The 26080-nt window shown below is 66.6% G+C and carries 28 protein-coding genes; 17 read left to right on the top strand and 11 right to left on the bottom strand.

Annotated features, from left to right (window positions below; all coding sequences use genetic code 11):
- The first annotated feature begins 3 nt into the window (after positions 1-3).
- From LXE91_RS14475 to LXE91_RS14460, 4 genes are all read left to right on the top strand, one after another.
- On the top strand, positions 4-969 hold the full coding sequence (locus LXE91_RS14475) for an NAD(P)-dependent oxidoreductase (RefSeq protein WP_039358019.1): 966 nt from the start codon (positions 4-6) through the stop codon (positions 967-969).
- 432 nt (positions 970-1401) lie between these two features.
- Positions 1402-2445 carry a LacI family DNA-binding transcriptional regulator gene (locus tag LXE91_RS14470; RefSeq protein WP_039357929.1) on the top strand — a complete coding sequence of 348 codons (1044 nt, stop codon included), beginning with the start codon at positions 1402-1404 and terminating at the stop codon, positions 2443-2445.
- Between the two features lie 54 nt (positions 2446-2499).
- Positions 2500-3288, top strand: coding sequence for a YhfC family intramembrane metalloprotease (locus LXE91_RS14465; RefSeq protein ID WP_039357931.1), 789 nt, complete (start codon positions 2500-2502; stop codon positions 3286-3288).
- A gap of 13 nt (positions 3289-3301) precedes the next feature.
- Entirely contained in the window at positions 3302-3664 is a 363-nt protein-coding gene (locus LXE91_RS14460) for a DUF3022 domain-containing protein (RefSeq protein WP_039357935.1), read from the top strand.
- A 33-nt stretch (positions 3665-3697) separates the two neighbouring features.
- On the opposite strand, the gene LXE91_RS14455 is transcribed toward LXE91_RS14460, so the two are convergent.
- Together LXE91_RS14455 and LXE91_RS14450 are read right to left on the bottom strand one after the other, a co-directional pair.
- Positions 3698-4129, bottom strand: coding sequence for a PGDYG domain-containing protein (locus LXE91_RS14455; RefSeq protein ID WP_039357938.1), 432 nt, complete (start codon positions 4127-4129; stop codon positions 3698-3700).
- A gap of 135 nt (positions 4130-4264) precedes the next feature.
- Positions 4265-4816 (bottom strand): Spy/CpxP family protein refolding chaperone, encoded by a 552-nt coding sequence (locus tag LXE91_RS14450; protein WP_039357941.1) that lies wholly within the window; start codon positions 4814-4816, stop codon positions 4265-4267.
- 255 nt (positions 4817-5071) lie between these two features.
- Between LXE91_RS14450 and LXE91_RS14445 the strand changes: the two genes are divergently transcribed.
- On the top strand, positions 5072-5536 hold the full coding sequence (locus tag LXE91_RS14445) for an Lrp/AsnC family transcriptional regulator (RefSeq protein ID WP_006481526.1): 465 nt from the start codon (positions 5072-5074) through the stop codon (positions 5534-5536).
- A 3-nt stretch (positions 5537-5539) separates the two neighbouring features.
- Here LXE91_RS14445 and LXE91_RS14440 read toward each other — a convergent pair whose 3' ends face one another.
- From LXE91_RS14440 to LXE91_RS14425, 4 genes are all read right to left on the bottom strand, one after another.
- A complete protein-coding gene (locus tag LXE91_RS14440) occupies positions 5540-6964 on the bottom strand; it encodes a sensor histidine kinase (protein WP_039357948.1) in 1425 nt (474 codons plus the stop codon).
- Complete coding sequence (locus LXE91_RS14435) at positions 6940-7605, bottom strand: response regulator transcription factor (RefSeq protein ID WP_039357951.1); 666 nt, start codon at positions 7603-7605, stop codon at positions 6940-6942. The genes LXE91_RS14440 and LXE91_RS14435 overlap by 25 nt, the downstream gene beginning before the upstream one ends.
- 80 nt (positions 7606-7685) lie before the next feature.
- The gene (locus LXE91_RS14430; RefSeq protein ID WP_039357954.1) at positions 7686-8126 is read right to left on the bottom strand and encodes a hypothetical protein; all 441 of its coding nucleotides are present in this window, start codon (positions 8124-8126) and stop codon (positions 7686-7688) included.
- Positions 8127-8173: 47 nt separating this feature from the next.
- A complete protein-coding gene (locus tag LXE91_RS14425) occupies positions 8174-8956 on the bottom strand; it encodes a COG4705 family protein (RefSeq protein ID WP_039357956.1) in 783 nt (260 codons plus the stop codon).
- 248 nt (positions 8957-9204) lie between these two features.
- On the opposite strand from LXE91_RS14425, the gene LXE91_RS14420 reads away from it, so the two are divergent.
- Positions 9205-10305 carry a saccharopine dehydrogenase family protein gene (locus LXE91_RS14420; protein WP_039357959.1) on the top strand — a complete coding sequence of 367 codons (1101 nt, stop codon included), beginning with the start codon at positions 9205-9207 and terminating at the stop codon, positions 10303-10305.
- 118 nt (positions 10306-10423) lie between these two features.
- Here the strand turns inward: LXE91_RS14420 and LXE91_RS14415 are convergent, their stop codons facing one another.
- Both LXE91_RS14415 and cydX read right to left on the bottom strand, forming a co-directional pair.
- Positions 10424-11041: a P-loop nucleotide/nucleoside kinase family protein gene (locus LXE91_RS14415; protein ID WP_039357963.1), complete on the bottom strand. Its 618-nt coding sequence runs from the start codon at positions 11039-11041 to the stop codon at positions 10424-10426.
- On the bottom strand, positions 11038-11184 hold the full coding sequence (gene cydX, locus LXE91_RS14410) for a cytochrome bd-I oxidase subunit CydX (protein ID WP_039357973.1): 147 nt from the start codon (positions 11182-11184) through the stop codon (positions 11038-11040). Before cydX ends, LXE91_RS14415 begins: the two co-directional genes overlap by 4 nt.
- A gap of 176 nt (positions 11185-11360) precedes the next feature.
- On the opposite strand from cydX, the gene corA reads away from it, so the two are divergent.
- Complete coding sequence (gene corA, locus LXE91_RS14405; RefSeq protein ID WP_039358023.1) at positions 11361-12338, top strand: magnesium/cobalt transporter CorA; 978 nt, start codon at positions 11361-11363, stop codon at positions 12336-12338.
- A 7-nt stretch (positions 12339-12345) separates the two neighbouring features.
- Here corA and LXE91_RS14400 read toward each other — a convergent pair whose 3' ends face one another.
- Positions 12346-12639, bottom strand: coding sequence for a YciI-like protein (locus tag LXE91_RS14400; protein ID WP_039357977.1), 294 nt, complete (start codon positions 12637-12639; stop codon positions 12346-12348).
- Positions 12640-12863: 224 nt separating this feature from the next.
- The gene (locus LXE91_RS14395; protein ID WP_095145973.1) at positions 12864-13352 is read right to left on the bottom strand and encodes an adenosine-specific kinase; all 489 of its coding nucleotides are present in this window, start codon (positions 13350-13352) and stop codon (positions 12864-12866) included.
- Positions 13353-13497: 145 nt separating this feature from the next.
- Between LXE91_RS14395 and LXE91_RS14390 the strand changes: the two genes are divergently transcribed.
- Positions 13498-14475 (top strand): cysteine synthase A, encoded by a 978-nt coding sequence (locus tag LXE91_RS14390; protein WP_039357979.1) that lies wholly within the window; start codon positions 13498-13500, stop codon positions 14473-14475.
- Between the two features lie 124 nt (positions 14476-14599).
- Positions 14600-15085 carry an aminoacyl-tRNA deacylase gene (locus tag LXE91_RS14385; RefSeq protein ID WP_039357981.1) on the top strand — a complete coding sequence of 162 codons (486 nt, stop codon included), beginning with the start codon at positions 14600-14602 and terminating at the stop codon, positions 15083-15085.
- Between the two features lie 465 nt (positions 15086-15550).
- Here LXE91_RS14385 and LXE91_RS14380 read toward each other — a convergent pair whose 3' ends face one another.
- On the bottom strand, positions 15551-15913 hold the full coding sequence (locus LXE91_RS14380) for a hypothetical protein (protein ID WP_135370771.1): 363 nt from the start codon (positions 15911-15913) through the stop codon (positions 15551-15553).
- On the opposite strand from LXE91_RS14380, the gene LXE91_RS14375 reads away from it, so the two are divergent.
- From LXE91_RS14375 to LXE91_RS14340, 8 genes are all read left to right on the top strand, one after another.
- A complete protein-coding gene (locus LXE91_RS14375) occupies positions 15912-16610 on the top strand; it encodes an energy transducer TonB (RefSeq protein ID WP_039357984.1) in 699 nt (232 codons plus the stop codon). The genes LXE91_RS14380 and LXE91_RS14375 overlap by 2 nt on opposite strands.
- An 86-nt stretch (positions 16611-16696) precedes the next feature.
- Entirely contained in the window at positions 16697-17608 is a 912-nt protein-coding gene (locus LXE91_RS14370) for a MotA/TolQ/ExbB proton channel family protein (RefSeq protein WP_039357987.1), read from the top strand.
- Positions 17609-17628: 20 nt separating this feature from the next.
- The gene (locus LXE91_RS14365; RefSeq protein ID WP_021160935.1) at positions 17629-18051 is read left to right on the top strand and encodes an ExbD/TolR family protein; all 423 of its coding nucleotides are present in this window, start codon (positions 17629-17631) and stop codon (positions 18049-18051) included.
- A 225-nt stretch (positions 18052-18276) separates the two neighbouring features.
- Positions 18277-18708 (top strand): ExbD/TolR family protein, encoded by a 432-nt coding sequence (locus tag LXE91_RS14360; RefSeq protein ID WP_039357991.1) that lies wholly within the window; start codon positions 18277-18279, stop codon positions 18706-18708.
- 16 nt (positions 18709-18724) lie between these two features.
- Positions 18725-19915, top strand: coding sequence for a tetratricopeptide repeat protein (locus LXE91_RS14355; RefSeq protein WP_039357995.1), 1191 nt, complete (start codon positions 18725-18727; stop codon positions 19913-19915).
- A 300-nt stretch (positions 19916-20215) separates the two neighbouring features.
- The gene (locus LXE91_RS14350) at positions 20216-20791 is read left to right on the top strand and encodes a helix-turn-helix domain-containing protein (RefSeq protein WP_039357998.1); all 576 of its coding nucleotides are present in this window, start codon (positions 20216-20218) and stop codon (positions 20789-20791) included.
- Between the two features lie 337 nt (positions 20792-21128).
- Entirely contained in the window at positions 21129-23912 is a 2784-nt protein-coding gene (locus tag LXE91_RS14345) for a TonB-dependent receptor (protein WP_046543496.1), read from the top strand.
- Positions 23913-24149: 237 nt separating this feature from the next.
- Entirely contained in the window at positions 24150-26072 is a 1923-nt protein-coding gene (locus tag LXE91_RS14340) for an extracellular solute-binding protein (RefSeq protein ID WP_076841593.1), read from the top strand.
- Positions 26073-26080 lie beyond the last annotated feature (8 nt).

Genomic DNA, 26080 nt, shown 5'->3' with positions numbered 1-26080 from the left:
CAGATGAAGCCCCGTATCGTCGCGTACAAGCCGCTGCCCGATGACGTCCTCGCGTACCTTCGCGAGCATGCGGACGTCGTGCAGGCCGACGGCGCCGCCGCCCTTGCCGATGCGCTCGGCGACGCGGACGGCGCGATCGGCGCGAGCCTGAAGGTCACGCCGCAGATGCTCGACCGCGCACCGCGGCTGAAGGCGTGGTCGACGATCTCGGTGGGCTACGACAACTTCGACGTCGCGGATCTCACGCGGCGCGGGATCGTGCTCGCGCATACGCCGGACGTGCTGACCGAGTCGACCGCCGATACGGTGTTTTCGCTGATCCTCGCGTCCGCGCGACGCGTGGTCGAGCTGGCCGAGTGGGTGAAGGCCGGGCACTGGCATCGCAGCATCGGCCCCGACCTGTACGGCACCGACGTGCAGGGCAAGACGCTCGGCATCGTCGGGCTCGGGCGGATCGGCGGCGCGGTCGCGCGCCGCGCGGCGCTCGGCTTCCGGATGCAGGTGCTGTACGCGAACCGCTCCGCGCATGCGGAAGCCGAGACCCAGTACGGCGCGCGGCGCGTGACGCTCGACGAACTGCTCGCGCAATCGGATTTCGTGTGCCTGCAGGTGCCGCTGTCGCCGGAAACGCACCACCTGATCGGTGCGGCCGAATTCGCGAAGATGAAGCGCGGTGCGATCCTGATCAACGCATCGCGCGGGCCGGTAGTCGACGAAGCCGCGCTGATCGATGCGCTGCGCGCGGGCACGATCCGCGGCGCGGGGCTCGACGTGTTCGAGAAGGAGCCGCTGGCGGCAGATTCCCCGCTGCTGCAGATGAAGAACGTCGTCGCGCTGCCGCATATCGGCTCGGCGACGCACGAGACGCGCCATGCGATGGCGCGCTGTGCCGCGGAAAACCTGGTCGGCGCGCTGGCCGGCACGCTGCGCACGAATCTCGTCAATCCGGATGCGCTCGCGCGCGCCTGAGCCGCGGCAGGGAATGGAGCGACCACGGGCCGATGTCCGGCCGGCGGGGGGCCGGCTTCGTTAGAGTCGATGGTCTTGGTGCCGGACGGCTGGCTGCGTTATGATCGCCCGCGCGTCGCATCGACAACCCGGCAATGCTGCCGGCGGCGTCCCGCGACGGGTATCCGCGCCAGGTCCGGTGCGGCCGACTGCTTTTGCAGGTGACCGGGGCGGGTGCCGACGCGCCGGCGCTGACCATCGCGAAGCAGGGGATCGGCGTAAGCGGTGAAGGGCTGCGCTGGTCGACCGCGAAGCATGGGACCCACGTAAGCGCTAAAGCGCTAAAGCGCTAACGTGGGTCGACAGGAGATTCCACCGGGTGGCTTACGTTTCCAACAACAAAGGTCCGTCTGCTCACGAAGCGGCGCGGATCGCACGTCGCGAGGCACCACAGTGACCGATTCGCAACCAACCACGACGCGTCCGGCGACGATCAGCGATGTCGCGCGCGAGGCCGGCACCGGCAAGACCAGTGTGTCACGCTACCTGAACGGCGAGACGCACGTGCTGTCCACCGATCTGCGCCAGCGGATCGAAGCGGCCATCGCTCGGCTCAATTACCGGCCGAACCAGATGGCGCGCGGGCTCAAGCGCGGCCGCAACCGCCTGCTCGGCATGCTCGCGGCCGACCTGACCAATCCCTATACCGTCGAAGTGCTGCAGGGCGTCGAGGCCGCGTGCCATGCACTCGGCTACATGCCGCTGATCTGTCACGCGGCGAACGAAGTCGAGATGGAGCGCCGCTTCCTGCAACTGCTCACGACCTACCGCGTCGAAGGGCTGATCGTCAACGCGCTCGGCGCCGACGAGGACGTGCTGCGCCCGCTGCGCGGCGCCGGCATCCCGGCCGTGCTCGTCGACCGCACGGTCGAAGGCTTCGAGGCCGATCTGATCGGTCTCGACAACGCCGACGCGATCGAGACGGCGCTCGCGCACCTGGTCGAACACGGTTTCGACGCGATCCATTTCGTCGTGCAGCCGTTCGAGCGCGTCAGCTCGCGGCGCCTGCGCGAGGCCGCGTTCCGCACGGCACTGGCGGCGCGCGGGTTGACGGTGCCGTCGACGGTCGTGCTCGACCTGAACGCGCCCGACGCGGTCACGGCGGCGCTGGCCGACATCGATGTTCGCATCGACGACGCAGCACGGCGCGGCGTGCGCGCGGCGCTGTTCGCCGCGAACGCGCCGGTCGCACTCGCGATTGCGCGCCACCTGCGCGCGCGTTTCGGCACCGCATGGCAGCAGCGGGCGGCGCTGCTGTCGATCGACGATCCGGAATGGGCCGAGCTGATCGGGATCACGACGATTCGTCAGCCGACCTACGAAATCGGCTACAAGGCCGTCGAATTCGTGCACGAGCGGATCGACGGCGCGGCGGGCGAGGTACGCGTCTCGCTGTTGCCGGGCGAGCTGGTTGCGCGCGCGTCGACCGCAAGCTGAGTATCATTCGGGGCACGCAGCGCGTCAGGTGCGCTGCCCCGAACAAGGAAATACATGACTGTCGCTCCCGTCACGCTGGCGGTGCTGATCGCCGCCACGCTGATCATCGCGCTCCTGCCGCTCGTCCTCTACCGACTCCTGCGCAAGCCGCTGGCGCTGAACCGCCGCGACACGATCGTCGGCGTGGCCGTCTTCACGCTGTTTGCGATGATCCTCGAGCGTGCGTTCCACGGGCTCGTGCTGAGCCGGACGCCGCCGGATGGCTGGCTTACGCAGCCGCTCACGTTCGTCGCGTACAGCGCGCTCGCGACGGCCGTATTCGAGGAAGCCGGCCGCTATCTCGGGATGCGTTTCCTGAACCGCCGCTACGGCCCGTCGGCCGGCGACAGCCGCGGAATCGGCTACGGGATCGGTCACGGGGGCGCCGAAGCATGGTTCATCGGCGTACTCGTATGGGGCCAGTGGTCGTATCTCGCGTGGCTCGCGAGCCGCGGCCAGCTCGAGACGCAGCTCGCCGACCTGCCGGGCGATACCGTCGTGCGCCTGCACGTGATGCTCGCGACGCTGTCGGCGCAGTCGATGCTGCTGTTGCTGCTCGAACGCTGCGCGGCATTCGTGCTGCAGCTCGCGTTGTCGGTGCTGGTCTGGCGCGGCGTGCGCGCCGGCCGCGCGGGCGTGTTGCCGCTCGCGATCGTGCTGCATGCGCTCGCGGCCGCACCGGCATTGCTGTATCAGGTGCGCGTGCTGCCGGCCGGCTGGGTCGAGGCCGCGTATTTCGTGCTCGCCGCGATCCTGGTCGTCGTGCTGGTGAAGGCATGCCGGCCGTCGCAATCGGCAGCCTGACGGGAGAGACGGGATGGATGACTATCTGATCGAATGCCAGAGCGCGGAATTCGACGCGCTCGCACGCGTGATCTGCGATCTCTTTCCGGAGCAGACGCGTTTCGCCGAAAGCAGCGACGCGCGCGGGCGGTTCCTGTCCGTGCAGTGGCTCGCGATGCGTTTCGGCTCGACGCCGAAGCGGATGACGCTCGATATCCGGATCGTGCCGGCCGCGCTCGCGCGCTACCTGGCGCTCAAGCCGATGCAACGGGCACGCAGCCATGCGGTGCTGCATGCGTATACGGAAGCGATGCTCGGGTCGCTCGAGGAGCGTCACGCGGCCGGCGAGGCCGTCGAGCGCGACGCGGAACTCGTACTCGACGAAGACTTTGCGTGACCGTTCGCGCCGGCGCCATGCCGGCGCGCTGCATTACGCGTCGCGGTACACCTGCGCGAAGCGCTGCGCCTGCACGACACCGTAGTCGCCGGGCGCGTACTGCATCACCCAGTCGCCGGCGACGCCACGCAGCGTATCGCCGTTTTCCGAGCGGGCGATCGTGAACGGCTCGTCCATCCGGCGGGCGAGCACGACGGCCGGCCGGTTCCGGTAGGCGCCCGGTGCGCCGTGTGCGAGTGCCGGATCGGCGGGCAGGTATTTGGCGTCGAAGCGCGCACGTGACACGACCCAGCGGTCGCCGGTCGAGCCCGTGATCAGCGCGTCGCCCGCCACATAGCGGTTCGGGCCCTCGAGGCTCATCAGTTCGCCATCGACCTCCGCGAAGGCAACGGCGACGGTTTCGTCCTTGACGACGCGACGGGCCTGCGGATCGGTACGCAGGTCGAGGTGCTTGAGTTCGAGCATGGCGGGGAAGGGCGGGAAAGCTGTAAAAGCCGGGAGCTTATCCCGAATCCGGCGCGCCGTGTGACGCGCCGGTCGCCTGGAGCGGCGCGGCGCCGTTCGGCCCGCACGGGCGGTACGGCGCCGGCAGGGCCGGCGTCAGGGTTGCGCGGGTGCGCTGGCGGCCGGCGCGGCTGCCGCCTTGCCGTCCTTGCCCTTCGTCTTGCCCTTGCCGCGGTGCTCGCCGCCGTGGTGCAGCCAGCTGCGGAACGTCGTGTCGGCCAGCGCCTTCTGGTCGGCCGGGAAGCTCTCGTAGAGCGGCGCGAAGGCGTCGGCGAGCTTCTTCGCGCCGTCGGCGTTCGCCTGCGACAGTTCCGCGTACTGCTTCATGTCGTCGAGTGCGGAGACGTCGTGCTTCGCCATCCGTTCGCGATAGAGGCGGGCCATCGTATCGCCGTTGTCGCGCATCGTGTCCGCGAACGTCTTCCACTGCGGTTCCTGCGCCGACGTGATCTTCAGCTGGTCGTGCAGGTACTTGATGCGCTGCTCGACACGCGCTTCGTGGCGCGCCTCGCGCTGCTCGGCGCTCGGGGCCGACGCCGCGGCCGTCGTGGCGGGGGCCTGGGCGGGCGCCTGTGGCTGCGCCGGGGTTTGCGCGAACGCGCTGGCTGCAACGGCGAGCGTAGCGAGGGTGAGCGAGATTTTCTTCATGGTTGGCTCTCCGGGGTGGTGTCTTGCGAGCGGGCGCGGCGGCAACTGCCGCAAGCGCGCTTCTCGCGTCGCCCGGTATTAGTAGCACGTTGCGTGCAGCGCAGCAGTGAATGCGACACTTGCTTACATCCGATACGAATCGAAATTGAAAGGTTCGACCCGGGCCCGGGCGATGGCGTTTGGGCGGGCCGGCGTTCGGCGCTATCATCGCGTCACCTTTCACTCAGCCGGCGCGTCGTGCCCCGGCCCAGCCTCATGCGTCCACCCCGCCTCGACCAACTCGACGATCTCGACCGGCAACTGGTCGCGCTGCTGCAGGCCGATGCGCGCGCCAGCGTCGCGGATCTCGCGCGCCAGCTCGACGTCGCGCGCACGACGGTCGTCGCCCGCATCGCGCGGCTCGAACGCACCAACGTGATCGCCGGCTACAGCGTCCGGCTCGGACAGGATGTGCTCGATGCGAGCATTTATGCGTACGTCGGCATCATCCTCACGCCGAAGTTCGGCAAGGACGTGTTGCGCAAGCTCGACCGGATGCCCGAGGTGCAGCTGCTGTGCGCGGTGAGCGGCGAGTACGACTACGTCGCGTGGCTGCGCGCCGATTCGCCCGAACGGCTCAACGACCTGCTCGACCAGATCGGCACGCTCGAAGGCGTCGAACGCACGACGACGTCGATCATCCTGTCGCGCAAGATCGATCGCGGGACGATCGGCGGCTGACGCTCAGGCGCGGCCTGCGTCGCGCCGTGAGTGTTGCGCCGGGGTATCGGCCCGGCTGTCGGGCTGCACCGCGCCGGGCGGCCGCGCGAGCGGAATCCGCACCGAGATGCGCAACCCGCGCGATTGCGCTTCATCCGCATACGCGAGCGCAATGTCGGCACCCATCCGGTCCGCGACGATCTTCACGATCGACAAGCCGAGCCCGGAGCCGATCTGCGCGTTGCCGGGCACGCGGTAGAACGGGTCGAACACGCGTTCGCGTTCGTGCGGCGCGATGCCCGGCCCGGTGTCGGCGATCGTCACGCATACGTGCGTGTCCGTGCATTGCGTCGACAGGTCCACGCGTCCGCCCGGCGGCGTGTAGCGGATCGCGTTGTCGACCAGGTTCATCACGAGCGACACGAGTTCGAGTTCGTCGACGGGCACGTGCGTGTCCGGGCCGTCTTCGATGCCGATGTCGATGGTCTTCGCGTCGGCGAGCGGCATCAGGTCTTCCAGCACGCGCCGATAGATCGCATGCACCGACACGTCGCCGGGCGGCGCGGCCGGCGCGTTTTGCGCTCGCGCGAGCGCGAGCAGTTGACCGATCAGGTGGCGGCTGCGGTCGAGCCCGCCGCGCAGCGCGGCGAGCCGTGCGCGCGCATCGTCCGGCAGGTCGGCCTCGGCGAGGCGCTCGGCCTGCAGCGACATCGCCGTGAGCGGCGAGCGCAGTTCGTGCGCGGCGTCGGCGACGAAGCGGCGCTGCGCGGCGACCGACTGCGCGACGCGCCCGAGCATCCGGTTGATCGCGACGACGAACGGCCGCACTTCGACCGGCACGTGCTCGGCCGGCACCGGGCGCAGGTCGTGCTCGTCGCGCGCATCGATGCCGGCGGACAGCACGGCGACCGGGCGAAACAGCTTGCGCACGAGATCGGCGACGAGCAACAGCAGGATCGGGACGAGGAGCAGCAGCGGCAGCGCGGTGCGCCACGCGCTTTCGCGTGCGACGTCGTCGCGCATGCCGGCTTCCTGCGCGACCGCGATGCGCTCGCCGTTCGCGAAGGTGCGGACCATCACGCGATACGTGCTGCCGCCGGCATCGACCGTATGCAGCCCGTCGGCGAGCGACGGCGCCAGCGCGAGCCGCGGTGCGCCGTCGCTGCCCGGTTGCGGTGTGCCGCCGAGCGGCTGCACGAACACGCGCGACAGTTCGTCGCTTTCGCGTGCGTGCCCGGTACCGTCGGCATGGAGCGACGGCGCGTGCTCGCGGTCGAGCAGTGTCGCGACCTCGCGCAGCACGTCGTCCTGCAGTTCGTGCGCTTCATCGAATGCCGATGAAAACGCGAACGCGGCCGCGGCGGTCGCGACGGCCAGGATCGCGGCCGACAGCGCGACCGACAGCCGCAAGCCGATCGACTCGCTCAGGCGCTTCTTGAAACCATCCATCCCGCACCCCTGACGTTCTTGATCACGGTGCTGCCGAGCTTGCGGCGCAGCGAATGGATCAGGAATTCGACTGCATTGCTTTCGACTTCCTCGCCCCAGCCGTACAGGCGATCCTCGAGCTCGCGCCGCGACAGGATCGCGCCCGGGCGCACCAGCAACGCGCGCAGCAGTGAGAATTCGCGATTCGACAGCGGCACCGGCGCTTGCCCGTCGACGGCGGCCTCGCGCGTGGCCGGATCGAGCGACACGATTCCGTTGCTCAGCAGCGGCGCGGCCGAACCGGCCCGGCGCCGGATCGCGACGCGAATCCGCGCGAGCAGCTCGGCCATCTCGAACGGCTTCACGATGTAGTCGTCGGCGCCGCCGTCGAGGCCGGCCAGGCGATCGTCGAGCCCGTCGCGGGCGGTGACGATCAGCAGCGGTGCGCTGGCGTCCTTCGCGCGGATGGCGGCCAGCACGTCGAGCCCGTCGCGGCCGGGCAGGCCGAGATCGAGCAGGACCAGGTCGTAGGGCTGCGCGGCGAACGCGGTCAACGCGCGCACGCCGTCGGTGACCCAGTCGGTGGCGTACGACGCGTCCTTCAGCGCGGCGTGGACGGCCTCGCCGATCATCGGGTCGTCTTCGACGAGCAGTATTCGCATGCGTGTTCTCCGTGCCGTGCAAACGCCGCCAGCGTATGCGATTCCCGCACGGGCGTCACGCGGCACGCGCGCTGCGATCCTTATTTGCCGCTGAACCGGTCGATGGCCGCGAGCAGGCTCTTCATCGCGGCGGCCGAATCGGCCTGGGTCGGATGGTCGGCACGCAGCGCGGAAAGCGCGCGGTCGATCTCCTGGTCGACCGTGTGCCAGTCGGCGGCCGCGCGCGGCTTGAGGCCGGCCTCGGCCGAGTCCCACGCGATCTCGAGATCCTTGATGCGCGTTTTCGCGCCGGGCAGGTCGCCCTTGGCGACGAGCGTGTTCACGTCGACCGCGATCGTGCGGAACTGCGACAGGTCGCCGAGCTTCGATGCGCGGGCCGCGGCAGGCGATGCGGCGGCCGACGCGGCCACCGGAGTCGCTGCGCTTGCATCCTGCTGCTTCGAGCAGCCGGCGGCGGCGCCCAGCAGGGCAATCGTGGCCGCGGCCACGGCGAGGCGGGAAACGGGATGGGGAATGCGCATGGCGTGTCCTCGATGCGATGAACGGAAAAAGCGGAAAGGAAAGGGCGTCATTCGGCGGTACCGGCGCGCGTGCGCGGACTGCTGCCGAATTGCGCGACGGCGACGAGCAGCACGATCACGGTCAGGAACAGCAGGCTCGTCCAGGCGGCGCCGAAGCCGAGCCCGCCATAGGTGCGGGCCTGCGTGAGCAGGTCGCCGAGCGAGGCGCCGAACGGGCGCGTCAGGATGTACGCGATCCAGAACGCGAGCACCGCGTTGGCGCCCAGCCGCCACATCACGAACACGGCCGCGATCAAGCCGCCGAAGCACAGCGCGCCGAGCGTGAAGCCGAGCCCGAGCGCCTCGGTCGCGAGATCGCCCGCGGCGGTGCCCAGCGCGAACGTGCAGAGGATCGCGGCCCAGTAGAACAGCTCGCGCCGCGGCGTGACGATGGTGTCGATCGACAGCGTGCCTTCGACGCGATGCCACACGAAGAAGATCGCGGCGAGCGCGACGGCAAACGCGGCGGTGCTCGCATAGAGGCTGACGTTCAGGCCGTCGGTGAGCAGGTCGGTGATCTGCGTGCCGACGATGCTGACCAGCACCACCGTGAGCCAGTAGATCCACGGCACGTAGCGGCGCGTGCGCAACTGCAGCCACAGCGCGATCGCGAGCAGCGACGCCATCGCGATGCGGGTGACGGTCTGGCCGAGGCCCGCGTTGACCGCGAGAAAGTCGGCGCCGGTTTCGCCGACCGTGGTCGACATGATCTTGATGATCCAGAACGACAGCGCGACGTCGGGCACTTTGTTCAGCCAGTGCGGCGTGCGATGGACAGGCAGGGATTGCATGCGATGCCTCCTTGGAAATCGGGTGGTCGGCATGCAGTCTGAAACGGAAGACTTAGGCCAGCCATAGCGAGGCCGGCAGCGGGCAAAAAGCGTCATTTCGACGTTTCGACGAAATGCGTGGTCGAAACGTCGAAAGTATCGGTCGTTTCGCATCATTCTTCGTCTTGGAACTGATTTTGCGCGTCCCTACACTGTGTTCATGGCTCAACGCCGTTCACAACACCAACCCATCATCAGGAGATAAGCGCATGAAAATCGCCATCGTCGGCGCAGGTCTGATCGGCCACACCATTGCTCACATGCTGCGTGAAACGGGCGACTACGAAGTCGTCGCGTTCGACCGCGATGCGGATGCGCTTGCGAAGCTGTCGCGCGAAGGCATCGCGACGCAGCGGGTCGATTCGGCCGACGCGAACGCGATTCGCGAAGCAGTGAAGGGCTTCGATGCGCTCGTCAACGCGCTGCCTTACTACCTCGCGGTCAACGTTGCCGCCGCCGCGAAGGCTGCCGGCGTCCACTACTTCGACCTGACCGAAGACGTGCGCGCAACCCACGCGATCCGCGAACTGGCCGAAGGCTCAGACCGTGCGTTCATGCCGCAGTGTGGCCTCGCACCGGGCTTCATCGGTCTCGCCGCCCATGAGCTGGTGAACGGCTTCAGCGAAGTGCGCGACGTAAAGATGCGCGTCGGCGCGCTGCCCGAGTATCCGACCAACGCGCTGAAGTACAACCTGACGTGGAGCGTCGACGGCCTGATCAACGAATACTGCCAGCCGTGCGAAGCGATCCGCGACGGCCGCAAGCAGTGGGTGCAGCCGCTCGAAGGCCTCGAGCACTTCTCGCTCGACGGCACCGAATACGAAGCGTTCAATACGTCGGGCGGCCTGGGCACGCTGTGCGAGACGCTGTCGGGCAAGGTCGAGACGCTCGACTACAAGTCGGTGCGCTATCCGGGCCACCGCGATCTCGTGCAGTTCCTGCTGGAAGACCTGCGCCTGTCGACCGACCGCGACACGCTGAAGTCGATCATGCGCCGCGCGGTGCCGTCGACGAAGCAGGACGTCGTGCTCGTGTTCATCACGGTGACGGGCGTGAAGGACGGCCAACTGGTGCAGGACGTGTTCACGCGCAAGATCTTCGCGAAGGACGTGTGCGGGATGCACATGAGCGCGATCCAGATCACGACGGCCGGCGCGATGTGCGCGGTGCTGGATCTGTTCCGCGAAAAGAAGCTGCCGCAGAGCGGTTTCATCCCGCAGGAAAAGGTGTCGCTGAAGGCATTCCTGTCGAACCGCTTCGGCAAGCTGTACGAAGGCGGCACGATGGAGCGCGTGCACGAAGTGGCCTGATCACCCGCCAGCCTCAGGCACGAGGGCCGTACGACGCCGGGAGCGCAGCAGCGCTTCCGGCGTTGTTTTTTGCGGGTGACGAAACAGAGCGGCCGGCCAGGCCAAAAAGAGCGGCCGGTCAGGCCGGCAGCGGCGGGACGATCGCGGCCGCCGCCGGGGGCGGCGCGATGCGGTACAGCAGTGCATCGACGTCGGCATCGGATGGCGCGGTATTGTCGAACATCACGATGCCGTCGCATTCGTGGCCGGTGGGCACGAAGCGGCGCTGCCGGTATTCGTCCCAGTGCGCGAGCTTGTACGCATCGTTCGGGTTGCCGCGCGCGACGATCCGCTGGTGCGCGACGTCTTCCGACGTGTAGACCCAGACCACCGTCAGCGTGACGTCGGGCGCGATGCCGAGCCATGCACGGTCGAGAATGCGGCGATCGCGCACTTCGCGCGACAGCGGGCCGACCACGAGTGCGCCGATGCCGAGCGCGAGATTTTCGCGGGCCGTGTCGAGCAGGCCCTGGTATTCGGGATCGCGCAGGTGCTTCAGGTAGAGCGGGCTGTCGCGGTCGTTCGGATCCTCGGTGAGCGCACCCATCGCGGCCGAGCTGTAGCGGCCGTACAGCGTGTCCTTGTCGAGCAGGCAGAAGGCCTCGCCGGTCGCGCGCATCAGCGGCCCGATGAGCCGCTTCGCGAGCGTGGTCTTGCCGGTACCGGCGTGACCGCAGAAGAACACCAGATGCGTCACGAAGCGTTGCCTCCCGAGCGCGGGCTCGACGCGCCGTTGCGCTTGTCGCCGCGCGAGAAGACTTCCGCTTCCAGCCACATCGCATTGATGATGCCGAAGCCGAGCGCCACGCCGATGCCGAGTATCCACGAGAAATACCACATGGGTCTGTCTCCTTGACGGTTGGGCCGCACACCGTGCGGCCGGGGGGGCGAAGTGCCGGGTGCGCATGCTGCGGCGCACGCAGCCCGATCATGACCAATATCGCCGTGCCGCGCAAGCCGGGCCGCCCGCGCAGCAAACCGGTAAACTGATGCGCAAACCGCAACGTCACGACAACATGCTGATCAACTGTGCTGCATACCAGGACGGCCGCAAGCTGGCCGACATCGATATCGACGCCATCAGCGACTACGTGTCGAAGCCCGAGTGCTTCGTGTGGGTCGCGCTGAAGGATCCGACACCCGACGAACTCGACCTGATGGGCGAGGAATTCGGGTTGCACGAACTGGCGCTCGAGGATGCCCGCAAGGGGCATCAGCGGCCGAAGATCGAGGAGTACGGCGATTCGCTGTTCGCGGTGCTGCATACGGTCGAGCTGGACGACGACGATGAATTCAATGTCGGCGAGCTCAACGTGTTCGTCGGCCCGAACTACGTGCTGTCGATCCGCAACCATACCGAGCACGATTTTCGCGACGTGCGCAAGCGCTGCGAGCGTGAGCCGCATCTGCTCCGGGAAGGTTCGGCATTCGTGTTCTACGCGCTGATGGACCAGGTCGTCGACCGCTATTTCCCGATCCTCGAAACGCTCGGCGCCGAACTCGAGGAGCTCGAGGACCGCATCTTCGCGAAGGCCACGCCCGCCTCGTCGCGCGCGATCATCGAGGATCTCTATTCGCTGAAGCGCCGGCTCGTGATGCTGTACCAGCACACGGCGCCGCTGCTCGAGCCGCTCGCGAAGCTCACCGGCGGGCGCATTCCGCAAGTCTGCAGCGGCATGGAGCCGTACTTTCGCGACGTGTACGACCATCTGCAGCGGATCGTGAAGACGATCGAAGGGCGGCGCGAGATGGTGGTCACGGCGATCCAGGTCAACCTCGGGATGATCTCGCTGGCGGAGAACGAGGTGACGAAGCGGCTCGGTTCGTTCGCCGCGCTGTTCGCGATCCCGACGATGATCGCCGGCATCTACGGGATGAACTTCGCGAACATGCCCGAACTGCACCTGAAATACGGCTTCTACGGCTGCATCGCCGTGATGGTCGCCGCCGACTTCGGGTTGTGGTGGCGCTTCAAGCGGGCAGGGTGGCTGTAGTCCCGCTTCACGCGCGGGGCGGCGCGTGCTTGCCGACCACGACGCGCCACGGACGCACGCGCCACGATTTCACGAGGCCGTTCTGCACGTACGGATCGGCGCGCGCGAACGACTCGGCCGCCTCCGGCGAATCCCCCTCGAAGACGAGCACGGCCTGGTCGGCCGGGTCCGACAGCGCGCCGGCGAGCACGAGTTCGCCGCGCTCGGTCGCCGCCTGCGCAAGCGCGAGGTGCTGGGCGCGGAACGGTTCGCGACGGGACAGGTAATCGTCGACGAGTTCGTAGGTCAACTGGTAATGCATGGCGGCTCCGGGAAGAATCGCGGCGGCCGGTGCGTCAGCGCGCCGTCGGTCAGTGTGCTGCGGGCAGTATAGGGCACGCGCACGGCGGCGGCACGACGCGGAGGGCGGCGCGCTTCTGTGGCCATAAACGCAACTAACGGTCTAAGTGTCGTCCGCCCTGGAATCCCGGCCGCGACGCGCCTTCGATGCAGCCCGGTCTACAGGTGACCCGGCGGGGGGCGTCCCTACGCCTTGTAGCCGATCGTGCGCAGCAGGTCCTTGCGCCAGCGGATGTCGTCGTCATTTTCGACGCCGAGCGGCCCGAAGCCGTCGACGACGCCGACGATCCCGCGTCCTTGCGCGGTTTCCGCGACGATCACCTCGATCGGGTTCGCGGTCGCGCAATAGATCCGGCAGACCTCCGGCACGGCCTTGATCGCATTGAGTACGTTGACCGGAAAGAAGCCGTCGCCGAGGAACACGATGAACGCGTGACCGGCGCCGATCGCGCTGGCGTTGCGGCAGGCAAGGTCGACGAGCGCCGCATCGGTGCCGGAGTGGCGCACCAGTCGCTTGCCCGACGCCTCGCAGAATGCGAGCCCGAAGCGGATGCCGGGCACGGTGCCGACCAGCGCCTCGTGGATGTCCTCGACGGACTTGATGAAATGCGACTGGCCGAGGATGAAGTTCACGGTCTCGGGCTTGTCGACGGCAACGGTTTGCAGTTGCAGCATGGCGGACCTCGTCTCGCGATGCGGCGCGTGGGCCGCAATGGGCTCTTCAAGCTTAATACGCGGCAGCCGGCGACGAAAGCGGCGAGGGCGGCCTATCCTTCGTAGTGTGTGGCGCGTGCGCTGCGCGATGTCAACGGAGGAAGACATGGACGTGCGACAAGGCTTCGTCGACTGCGTGGGGCGCACGCCGCTGATTCGCTTGACGAAGCTCAGCGCCGAGACGGGCTGCGAGATCCTCGGCAAGGCGGAATTCATGAATCCGGGCGGGTCGGTGAAGGACCGCGCGGCACTCTACATCATCCGCGACGCCGAGCGGCGCGGCGTGCTGAAGCCAGGCGGCACCGTGGTCGAGGGCACGGCGGGCAACACCGGCATTGGTTTCGCGCATATCTGCGCGGCGCGCGGCTATCGCTGCGTGATCGTGATTCCCGACACGCAATCGCCGGACAAGCTGGCGATCCTGCGCACGCTCGGCGCCGACGTGCGCCCGGTGCCGGCGGCGCCCTACCGTGACCCGAACAACTATCAGAAGATTGCCGGGCGGCTCGCGGACGAACTCGACGGCGCGGTGTGGGCCAACCAGTTCGACAACGTCGTCAATCGCCAGGCGCACTACGAGACGACCGGGCCCGAGATCTGGCGCGATACGGCGGGCACGATCGATGCGTTCGTTTGCGCGACCGGGACGGGCGGCACGCTGGCGGGCGTGAGCCGTTTTCTGAAAGAGCAGAATCCGGACGTCCGGATCGTGCTGGCCGACCCGCACGGCAGCGGGCTCTACGGTTACGTGAAAACGGGCGACCTCGGCGCGGAGGGCAGCTCGATCACCGAAGGAATCGGATCGACGCGCGTCACGATGAACCTGGCGGGCACGCCGATCGACGACGCCGTGCGGATCGACGATCAGCAGTGCGTGACGATGGTCTACCGGCTGCTGCGCGAGGAGGGGCTGTACGTCGGCGGATCGAGCGGCATCAACGTCGCGGCGGCGGCCTGGCTGGCCCGCCGGATGGGCCCGGGGCACACGATCGTGACCTTGCTGTGCGACCGTGGCGACATCTATCGCACGCGGCTGTTCAATCGGGAATGGCTGCGCGAAAAGGGACTGGATCCGGGGGACTGAACCCGTGTGTCGAGTCGGTGCGAAGCGCGGCAGCGCCGAGGTTTTCCATCCGCCGGAATGCGACCTATGCTGAACGAATCCGGTGCGAACGCCGTTCGCCCGTTTCGTCCAGACGAGGTGTGCCATGCCTGTGTCAGCCACCCTGCAGGATTGCCTGCGTCAGAAGTCATCGCGGTACGAAGTGGTGTACCACCCCTATAGCCATACGAGCATGGAGACGGCCGCCGCCGCGCATATTCCCGGCGATCGCCTCGCGAAAACCGTGCTCCTCGAAGACGACGAAGGCTACGTCGCCGCCGTATTGCCGACCACGTACGCCGTGCGCCTGTCGGATCTCTGGGTGAAGACGGGACGCCATCTCGTGCTCGCCCGGGAGGTCGAGCTGCGCGAGCTGTTCAAGGATTGCGACATGGGCGCGTTGCCGCCGGTGTGCATGGCGTACGGCATGAAGACGTTTCTCGAGGAACGTCTCGCGCAGCAGCCGGAAGTGTATTTCGAGGCCGGTGACCACGAAGCGCTGATCCACATGATGCAGGATGAATTCCTGACGCTGATGGAGACGGCCGAGCGCGCGCATTTCTCGCACAAGATGCAGGGCATGCACTCCTGATGCGCGCGGTGTGTGGGCGCTGGTTGGTGCGAGTCTGACGGGTCGCGTTGGAGAGGCGGCAAATGGTCGCGCGATAGTTAATTCGGTATGCGAAATTATTTTCCGTAGGTTGTAGGATGCCAGGTCCATCATGAAATTTGTATCGCATTGCTGACTAACTTTTCTGGATATCCGAAGTGTTTCGGACGTTCTGAAGAAGCTGTGTCGACCAGTTCGGGGCAGTTGATCAGCGCATCTGGCGACCGATTGGGGTGCCGATGAGGGGAGGCGTGCATCTTGCCAGTCGCATCCGGAGCGGGCCATTTTGGTGCGTCGCGGGAAATAAGCCGATATTTATGCTGAAGCAGATTAATATCCGGTTTTGCATATATCCATACAATTCAATTACCGTTTTTATAATAAAAGGCTGATTCCTGCTTACCGGAATATTATTTGAGTAAACCCTCCAAACTTTGTATTCGGGTATCAAATAAAGTTTGACGTCAAAATTTTTTCCTTGCTATCTTCTGCACCCAAGTGAACGGCGCCGCTGACATCACCGTGTAACGAACGGTGGGTCGTCATACGAAATGTAAGGTGCCGCCCGCTCGGCTGACAATTGCCTGAACGTGCTGGCGCGTTTTTTTTCGGTGCATAACCGGGCCGCGCCGGCCGGAACGATTCCTTGAAAAGAATGAATTTGCATTCGAATTGAATTCTTTCAATTTGGATTGCTAATTGAATTTGAAATGAAATGTTCGGGTTGATGTGGTGGTGATGCCGACCTGGCTTCGCCGCCGGCAGCAATCCGATACTGGGCGAATCGCTTGGGGGATGGATGGTGGGCATGAAAGTCGAAGAACGTCTGGCTACGTCGAACAGCGGACTGGCTACGCTGGGCCGTCCGCGAGAGTTCGGCAAGAAGCAACAGAACCCGGTACGCCGGTTCGGCGGCATCGGAATCGTCCTGGTGCTGCATGCCGTGCTGATCTACGCGCTGCTCAACGGCCTTGCGACGAAAGTCGTGCAGGTGATCCAGCACCCGATCGAAACCCGCATCATCGAGCCGGTCAAGCCACCGCCGCCGCCGCCGATGCCCGTCGTCAAGCTCCCGCCGCCGAAATTCGCGCCGCCGCCACCGCCGTTCGTCCCGCCGCCGGAAGTGCCGGTGCAGGCGCCGCCGCAGGCGACGATCACGCATCAGGCGGCCCCGGTACCGTCCGCGCCGGCCGTGCAGGCGCCGGTCGTGGCGCCTCCGGCGCCGGCCAAGCCGGTCAGCCATGACGTGGGGGTGGTCTGCCCGAATTCGGACACGCTTCGCGCGTCGATCCAGTACCCGAAGGAAGCGCAGGAAAACAACATCACGGGTGACGTGACCATCGAATTCGTCGTGGATGCGGAAGGGAACATCACGAACGAGCGTGTGGCGCAGTCGGCCGATCCGATCCTCGATCGCGCTGCCTTCAACACCGTGAAGCGATTCAAGTGCGTCGCGCAGGGCCAGCCGGTACGGGTCCAGGTACCGTTCTCGTTCAATCTGAATTGATGCAGTGGGCGGCCCGGTGCGATCCGGGCCGGAGAAAACCATCTCGAACTGGCATATTAAGTTCATCGAATTAACTGGAGTGGGGTATGACGAAGCGTTCACTGGCCGCGCTGGCGGCAAGCATCCTGATGTCCGTCGCCGCAATCGACGGGTTCGTTGCACCGCAGCTCGCCCACGCGCAGGCAAGCGGCGCGGCCGGCACGTCGGCACAGGCCGCGGCGCCGTCGGCTGCGCCGGCGCAGGCTCCGGCCGCCGCCGAGCCGGCTCCGCCGCCCGCGCCGGCCACGACGGAAGCGGTCGAGAATCCGTACGGGCTCGGTGCGCTTTGGAAGAACGGCGATTTCGTCGCCCGTTTCGTGCTGATCCTGCTCGTGATCATGTCGATGGGAAGCTGGTACATCATGATCACGAAGTTCGTGGAGCAGTTGCGCGCCAATCGCCGCGCGAAGCTGGCGGACGCCCAGCTCTGGTCCGCACCGTCGCTGGCCGAGGGCGCCAAGCTGCTCGACGAGGCATCGCCGTTCCGCTTCATCGCCGAAACGGCGATCGAGGCCGGCGAGCATCATGACGAGGCGCTGCTGGAAGCAGTGGACCGCAATACGTGGATCGACGTGTCGGTCGAGCGCTCGATCACGAACGTGTCGAACCGGATGCAGGACGGGCTCGCCTTCCTCGCCACGGTGGGCTCCACCGCGCCGTTCGTCGGGCTGTTCGGCACGGTCTGGGGGATCTATCACGCGCTGACGGCCATCGGCATCGCCGGCCAGGCATCGATCGACAAGGTCGCCGGCCCGGTGGGCGAGGCGCTCATCATGACCGCAATCGGCCTCGCCGTCGCGGTGCCGGCGGTGCTCGGCTACAACTTCCTGGTTCGGCGCAACAAATCGGTGATGGAGCGGGTGCGCAACTTCGGTGCGCAACTGCACACGGTGCTGCTGGCCGGCAATCGGCGCCCGGTGCGCGCGTCGTCGCCGGCAACTGCGTCGCTTGCGAACTGATCGGCTGACGGAGACGCGCGATGGCCATGAACGTCGGGCAGGACGATAGCGACGAGGTGATCGCCAACATCAACACGACGCCGCTCGTCGACGTGATGCTGGTGTTGCTGATCATCTTCCTGATCACGATTCCGGTCGTGACGCACACGATCCAGCTTCAGTTGCCGAAGGAGACGGTGCAGCCGCTGCAGACGACGCCGAAGAGCATCGAGATCGCGGTGAACCGCGACGGCGATTTCTTCTGGGGCGAGCAACTGGTGGACGCACAGACGCTGCTCGCGAAACTGAAGGACGTGTCGCAGCAGCAGCCGCAGCCGAGCGTCCACGTGCGGGGCGATCAGAACACGCGCTACGAGTTCATCGGTCGGGTGGTCACGATGTGCGAGCGCGCGGGGATCGCGAAGCTGTCGTTCATTACGGAGCCGCCGGCGCGCGGGGGATAGTCGCGCCGCGCAATCGTGGCGGGATAGGGGGCTGGCGGCAAGTGGTGGAGCGCTGACGCCGGTCGAGCGCGAGGCATGAGATCCAAGTACGCGCTGAAGGGGTGACGTGGGTTGAGCGCGAAGCATGGGACCCACGTAAGCGCTGAAGGGCTGACGTGGATCGACCGCGAAGCATGGGACCCACGTAAGCGCTAAAGCGCTAACGTGGATCGACAGGAGTCGACGATGGGAATGAATGTGCCTTCGGGCGGGAGCAATGCCGAACCGGAAGTGATGGTCGATATCAACACCACGCCGCTGATCGACGTGATGCTGGTGTTGCTGATCATGCTGATCATCACGATCCCGATTCAGATGCATTCGGTGAAGATGGACCTGCCGGTGGGGAATCCGCCGCCGCCGGCCGCGCCGCCGGAAATCGTGCAGATCGACATCGACTTCGACGGTACGACGACATGGAACGGCGCGCCGGTGCCGGACCGCGCGACGCTCGAGTCGAAACTGACCCAGGTGGCAGCGGAGCCCGTGCAGGCGGAGATCCATCTGCGCCCCAACAAGCTGGTGCCGTACAAGGACGTGGCCGCGGTGCTCGCCTCCGCGCAACGCGTGGGCGCGACCAAGATCGGCCTGATCGGTAACGAACAGTTCATGCAATGACGACACGGACGAGCCGATGAACCCGCGACGACTGAAACGGATGATGGCGGTGGCGGCGCTCGGCGCGGCGGCCCTGCTCGGCCGCCCGGCGCTGCCGGCGGACGCGCTGCGGCCGGACGTGGCGAAACCGTTGGCGGCCGCGCAGGAGCTGTACCGGGCGCACAAGTATCGCGACGCGCTGGGCAAGATCGCCCAGGCGGCCGCCGTGCCGAACCGGACGCCGTACGAAACCACCGTGGTGGAAGAAATGCGCGGCGCGGCAGCGATGGCAGCCGGCGACTCGGGCACGGCCGCACAAGCCTACGAGAGCGTGCTGAACTCCGGCCGGCTGTCGGGCGAAGACGAGCAGCGGACCACGGCGGCGCTGGCCGGCATCTACTTCCAGCAGAAGAACTACCCGCTGGCGATCCGCGTCGCACAGCGCTACCTGAAGGCGGGTGGCTCGGATCCGGAAATGCGCACGCTGCTCACGCAGTCTTACTACCTGTCGAACGATTGCGCACCGCTCGTGAGCCAGTTGAAAGCGAGCACCGACGCGCAGGCGAATGGCGGACACGCACCGGATGAAGGGCAGTTGCAGATGCTGGCGAGCTGCGCGCAGAAAGTGAAGGACGGCAACGCATATCGCAGTGCGCTCGGACTGCTGGTGGCGTATCACCCGAGCCCCGCGTACTGGGACGAAATGGTCACGGCCATTCGCGGCAACCCCGGGTATCTACCGTCGCTCGACCTCGACATCTACCGGTTGCGACGGGCGACGGGCTCGCTCTCGACCGCCGGCGCATACATGGAAATGACGCAGCTCGCGCTGGTCGCGGGCTCGGCCGCCGAAGGCAAGCAGGTGATCGACCAGGGGTTCGCGTCCGGCGTACTCGGCAAGGACGCGCAGGCGGATCGCGAGAAGCGGCTGCAGACGCTCGCGGCGAAGCGCGCGCAATCGGGCGCAGACGCCACGACGCCGGCCGCGCCGATCGACGCGGGCATGAACCTCGTCTTCGAGGGCCATGCGCAGCAGGGGCTGTCGATGATGGAGCAGGCGATCGCGAAGGGCGGGCTCGAGCATCCCGATGCGGCGCGGCTGCGGCTCGGCGAGGCGTATTACGTGGCCGGCCAGAAGGCGCGTGCGGTCCAGGTGCTGCGCACGGTCAAGGGCACCGACGGTTCCGGTGATCTGGCACGGCTCTGGACGGTGGTGGCCTCACGGTAACGCAACGGAAGGACACGGCCGCGCGCCACGCCAGCGGCCGGAAAGCGGTGTGCCGCCGCGATCGCACCGATGCACGACGAGCAGGTAAGCCGATGGAAAGGGGCAATCTTGTTAATTAGTAAACCGAATGAAATGAGCACGCGCTGCGAGGCCGCACGACGCCGGTGCGCTGCCGCACCGCGCGTGGCTTGCACGTCGCGGCAGCGTGCGGCGGGGGATCGCGCCGGGCCGGCTGCATCACGGCATCGGTCGAGGCTTGACGACATCAAACCGATTTCGACTGAGAGGGACCGTCTTTCCATGGCTTTGCCCCCTGATGAGTCGGTGCTCGTCGCCGTGTCGCTCGGCAACAAGATCCGGGCGCTGCGCCAGCGCCTGAAACTCACGCTCGACGAAACGTCGACGATCGCCGGCATTTCGAAGCCGTTCCTGTCGCAGGTCGAGCGCGGGCGGGCGACGCCGTCGATCACGTCGCTGGTGCGGATCGCGAAGGCGCTGGGCGTGACGATGCAGTACTTCATCGACACGCCGACGGAAGCGCGCTCGGTATGCCGCGGCAACGCGCTGCAGTATTTCCAGTTCACGAACTCGGCCAGCCGGTTCGCCAGGCTGACGAACCCGGTGGACAGTCGCAAGCTCGACGCGATTCTCGTCCGGATGCCGGCGGGGCAACTGCCGTCCGAGATGACGACGCATGCCGGCGAGGAGTTCGTCTACGTGTTGCGCGGGCAGTTGGCGCTGACGCTGGAGGATTGCACGTTCACGCTGAACGAGGGCGATACCGCGCATTACGAATCGACGATGCCGCATGCGTGGCGCAATACGGCCGACGAAGAGGCGGTGATCGTCTGGGTCGGTACGCCCAGGCTGTTCTAGCGAAGGCGGCCGGCAGGAAGGAGAAGTACCCGATCGACGGCAGAAGCGGGCGCGGTACGGCGCGCACACGGGTTCGCGTTGTACGGAACCCGCTGCCCGTCGAATCGGGAAGAAGCAGGCAATGCGCTCAATGTAGGTGTTTAGCATGTCGAATCAAAATAGAAAAAGACGGTGACGCTGGATGGTGCGGGTGACCCGAGGCCGATCCGTTCGAGTCGTGGCAGTCGAAAGCGTGGCAATCGCGGGTTCCGGTACACGGGCACCCAGGACGCGCAAGGAATTCACAAGGTTCCGGCGCACAGCAGGTGGGGTCTTACTACGAGCGAGAGGGAACAAAATGAAGCAGAGAGTGTTGGCGTTGGCCATCAAGAGGATAGTCTGGGCGGAACTCGCGCTGACGGCCGTACTGGCGCCGCCGGCGTTCGCCCAGAGCCAGCCGGCGCCGGGCGCCGTCGCGATCGCGGATGCGGTCGCGAGCGGCGCGCCCGTGACCGTTGCACAGGCGGGCGGCACGGCGGGTGCTGCCGCAAGCACCGCAGCGCCCGCGGCGCCTGATGCGTCGGCCGACGCGACGCCTGCCGCACCCGCCGCGGACGGGCAGGGCAAGGTCGCGCAGATCAAGCGGTTCGAAGTGACGGGCTCGCTGATCCGGCAAGCCGACAAGACGGGCTTCCAGCAGGTGCAGACGATCACGCCGAAGGAAATCCAGGCCAGCGGCGCGGTGACCGTCGCCGACTTCCTGCGCGATGCGGCAGCCAACTCGGCGAACAGCTGGGGCGAAGGGCAGTCGGGCAACTTCGCGGCGGGCGCGGCCGGCATTGCACTGCGCGGCCTCTCGGAGAAGTACACGCTCGTGCTGGTCGACGGCCAGCGCGTCGCGCCGTATGCATTCTTCTCGAACAGCGTCGATTCGTTCTTCGACCTCAACACGATCCCGCTCAACGACATCGAGCGGATCGAAATCGTGAAGACGGGCGCCGTGTCGCAGTACGGTTCGGACGCGATCGGCGGTGTCGTCAACATCATCACGAAACACAATTTCCGCGGGCTGCAGCTCGACGGCAGCCTCGGCAGCGCGATCAACGCCGGCAACGGCGACGGCACGATGAAGTTCGGCGTGCTCGGCGGCTTCGGCGACCTGAACGCCGACCGCTTCAACGTGACGGCCGCGCTCAGCTACTACAAGTCGAACGGCTTCACGCTGGCCGACCGCGATTCCACGCGCAACCAGGACTTCACGGGCAAGCCGGGCGGCTTCTCGCTGCTCGCGCCGTCCTACTGGAACATGCCCGACGGCAGTGCGCAGGCGCTGAGCGGCGGCTGCCCGTTCGGCGGCTCGGTTCGTCCGGCCGCGTCGAATTCGCTGTCGGCCGGGTTGCCGGGCACCGTCTGCGGGTACAACACGGCGGAAAGCACGTCGATCCTGCCGATGACCGAGCGCCTGAACGCGAAGCTCCATGGTGACTTCAAGATCGACGACAAGACGACCGCGTTCGCCGACTTCATGGAGAGCTACAACACGACCACGACCAACGACGGCCTGTGGAACAACGTGATCGGCAACTCGCAGAACCCGGCGCTCGTCTGGAATCCGCAGACGAAGCTGCTGTCGCCGTTCAACTACACGGTGCCGGCCAGCAACCCGTACAACACGACGGGCGCGGCCACGCCGCTCACCTATGCGTTTCCGAACACGGTCGCGCAAAAGACCTGGGCCAACTACTGGCGGGCGGCCGCCGGCATCAAGGGGTCGTTCACGCTGCCGTACGGCGACTGGGACTGGGCGACGTCGGTCAGCCATTCGCAGAGCACGGTGTCGAACGTGTTCACGAACCAGCTGAACGTGAATGCGCTGAACAACATCTACCAGAACGGCACGCTGAATTTCGCGAACCCGGCCGCGACGCCGAACGCGTTCAACGGCCTCTATCAGGAGGCGAACAACCTCGGCATCTCGAAGCTCGACACGATCGATGCGACGCTGTCGACGCCGAACCTGTTCCATTTGCCGGCCGGCGACGTCGGCATCGGCTTCGGCGCGCAGTTCACGCACCAGAGCGAAACGCTGACGCCGGGTTCCGAGTACCTGAGCGGGGCCGTCATCACACCGGACCTCGAGACGGTGGATGGCCAGCGCAACGTCGCGGCCATCTATTACCAGATCAACATACCGATCATCGAAAACCTGACGTTCAGCCAGGCAGGCCGCTACGATCACTACACCGACGTGGGCGGCGCTTTCTCGCCGCGCTTCGCGTTGCGGTACCAGCCGATCAAGGCGCTCACGTTGTATACGTCGTACAACCGCGGCTTCCGCGCGCCGACCTTCGTCGAGGACAGCAAATCGCAGACGCTCGGCATCCAGGTCGATCCGGCCACCGGCCAGAACTACACGTCGATCACCGTCGGCAACCCGAACCTCGCGCCGGAGCGCACGCGTAACCTCAATATCGGCTTCCAGGTCTCGCCGAGCCGTTACACCGACCTCGGCTTCGACTGGTACAAGATCCGCATCGACAACGTGATCGGCCAGGGCAAGCCGTCGCAGGTCGTGACCGACCCGACGACCGGCCAGCTGCTGTACAAGGTGATTCCGTACCAGAACCTCGGCTACCTCGACACGAACGGCTTCGAAGGCACGTTCCGCCAGGGCTTGCCGCTGAAGGGCTGGGGCACGCTTACGCTGTCGGGCGACTGGGCCTACGTCAACAGCTACAAGATCGGCTTCCCGGGCGCCGCACCGGTCAACGGCGCGGGCAACAACTTCACGATCACGCAGCCGTTCGGCGGCAGCTTCCCGCGCTGGCGCGGCAACACGACGCTGGACTGGAACTACCGGAAGTTCGATGCGGCGCTGACGTGGCAGTTCACGGGCCCGTACGCGCAGAACCTGATGCCCGAGCCGAGCAAGGTCGGTTCGTACAGCCAGTTCAACCTGATGGTGACGTACACGGGCTTCAAGAACTGGACGATCTACGGCGGCATCGACAACCTCTTCAACCGCACGCCGCCGTACGACCCGATCTTCGCGAACGGCACGCTGAGCCAGAGCGGGTACGACACGTCGGTGTACTCGTACATCGGCCGGTTCGCGCAGGTCGGCGCGACGTACAAGTTCTGATGGCGATCGCGATGCACTGACAGGTTTTGGACAGGCCGCTCCACGTCCACTACCCCCTTTTCGGGGCGGCCTTTTTTCACCTGGCGCCACGACGGCCCGCAACCGGGGCGCGCGGCGGTGCAGTTCATCCGATCGTGACAGCACGAACCATCCGCGGGACGCGGCCGTACGCGGCGTCCGGCACGGGCATCGATTGCGCGCAGGCTTCACACCCGCACGCTTCCGGACAGACTGACCATGAGACTGTTGAATGGGCGACGGGCACGTGTGCCGCGCCACTCGCACCTGACGCGCACGCACGGGCGGATGCGCACCGCCACGCGCGCCGCGCTGCTCGCGTGCGCCGTGTGGCTCGTGTCGGGCGGCGTCATGCCGCAGGCCGCGCTCGCGGTGCCGGCGATTTCGCAATACGACCACCCGAAGTATCCGCCGGGCTTCACGCATTTCGACTACGCGAATGCGGACGCACCCGACAGCGGCACGCTCCAGTTCGAAAACTACGATGAAGCGCAGAGCTACGATTCGCTGAACCCGTTCCTCGTGCGCGGCTCGCCCGCACCGGACATCAAGAACCTGATGTTCGACACGCTGATGCAGCGCAGCTGGGACGAGCTCGCATCCGAATACGCACTGATCGCCGACGACGTCGACATCGCGCCCGACGGGCTGTCGGCGACGTTCCGCATCAACCCGGCCGCACGCTTCTCGAACGGCGACCCGATCACCGCGGCCGACGTCAAATATTCGTTCGACACGCTGACGAGCCCGCAGGCGTCGCCGCTGTACAACGCGCAGTTCGCGATCATCAAGCGCGCGGTGGTGGTCGACGGCCACACGGTGCGCTTCGAATTCAAGCACGCGGAGCGCGACGCCGCGCTGATCGCGGGCGACCTGCCGGTGTTCTCGCCGAAATGGGGGCAGCGCGCGGACGGCACGCGACCGCCGTTCGACCAGATCGCGAACGTGCCGCCGATCGCGAGCGGCGCGTACCTGATCGACCAGCGCAGGAACGACAAGCAGATCAGCTACGTGCGCAACCCGCACTACTGGGCAGCGAACCTGCCGTCGCGACGCGGCATGTTCCGCTTCGCGCATGTGTCGTTCAAGCTGTACCTGGATCAATACACGGCGCTCGAAGCGTTCAAGGCCGGCGACATCGACGCGCGCATGGAATACAGCGCGACGCAGTGGGCGCGCAAGTACGTCGGCAAGAATTTCCGCAACGGCATGCTGAAGCGCGGCGAGTTTCCCGACGGCCCCGCGCAGATGCAGGGCTTCCTGATGAACATGCGCAAGCCGATGTTCCAGGACGTGCGGGTGCGGCATGCGCTCGCGCTGGCGTTCGACTTCGACTGGATGAGCCGGATGATGTTCTACGGGCAGTATCGCCGCACCAACAGCTTCTGGGAGGCGAGCCCGTTCGCGGCATCGGGCATGCCGAGCGAGAAGGAACTTGCGCTGCTCGAACCGTTCCGTTCGACGCTGCCGCCCGAGGTGTTCGGCCCGATGGTCCGGCAGCCGTCGACGCTGCCGCCGAACTCGCTGCGCGCGAACCTGAAGGAGGCGCGCGACCTGCTCGCGCAGGCCGGCTGGCATTACCGCGACGGCGCGCTGCGCGACGCGAACGGCACGCCGATGACGATCGAGATCATCGACGACCAGCCCGGCATGGACCGCCTGATCCTGCCGTACACGCAGGCTCTCGCGATGCTCGGCATCCAGGCCTACCTGCACGAGATCGACAGCGCGCTCTACCTGAAGCGCCTCGACAATTTCGAGTACGACATGACGACGTACATTTACCTGCCCGTGACGATTCCGGGCGCGGAGCTCACGCGCCGCTTCGGCAGTGCGGCCGCGTCGCAGCCGGGCTCCGAGAACTATCCGGGCGTGAAGTCGAAGGCGGTCGATGCGCTGATCCGTGCGGCGCTCGCAGCCGACACGCTCGATGATCTCGAGACGGCCACGCACGCGCTCGACCGCGTGCTGATCAACCTGTACGCGCTGATCCCGCAGTACTACCTGCCGAATGCGCGGATCGCGTACAAGGCGACGCTCGGCCACCCCACAATCGTGCCGGACTCCTATCAATACGAGGACTGGATCATCGACTACTGGTACGTGAAGCAACCGGCGGCGAAACCCGCGCCGGCCGCCTGACGGAGGAA

This window comes from Burkholderia contaminans (assembly GCF_029633825.1).
Taxonomy (GTDB): Bacteria; Pseudomonadota; Gammaproteobacteria; order Burkholderiales; family Burkholderiaceae; genus Burkholderia; species Burkholderia contaminans.
The sequence above is the reverse complement of the archived record's forward strand: the minus strand, read 5'-3'. Positions and strand labels throughout refer to the sequence as shown.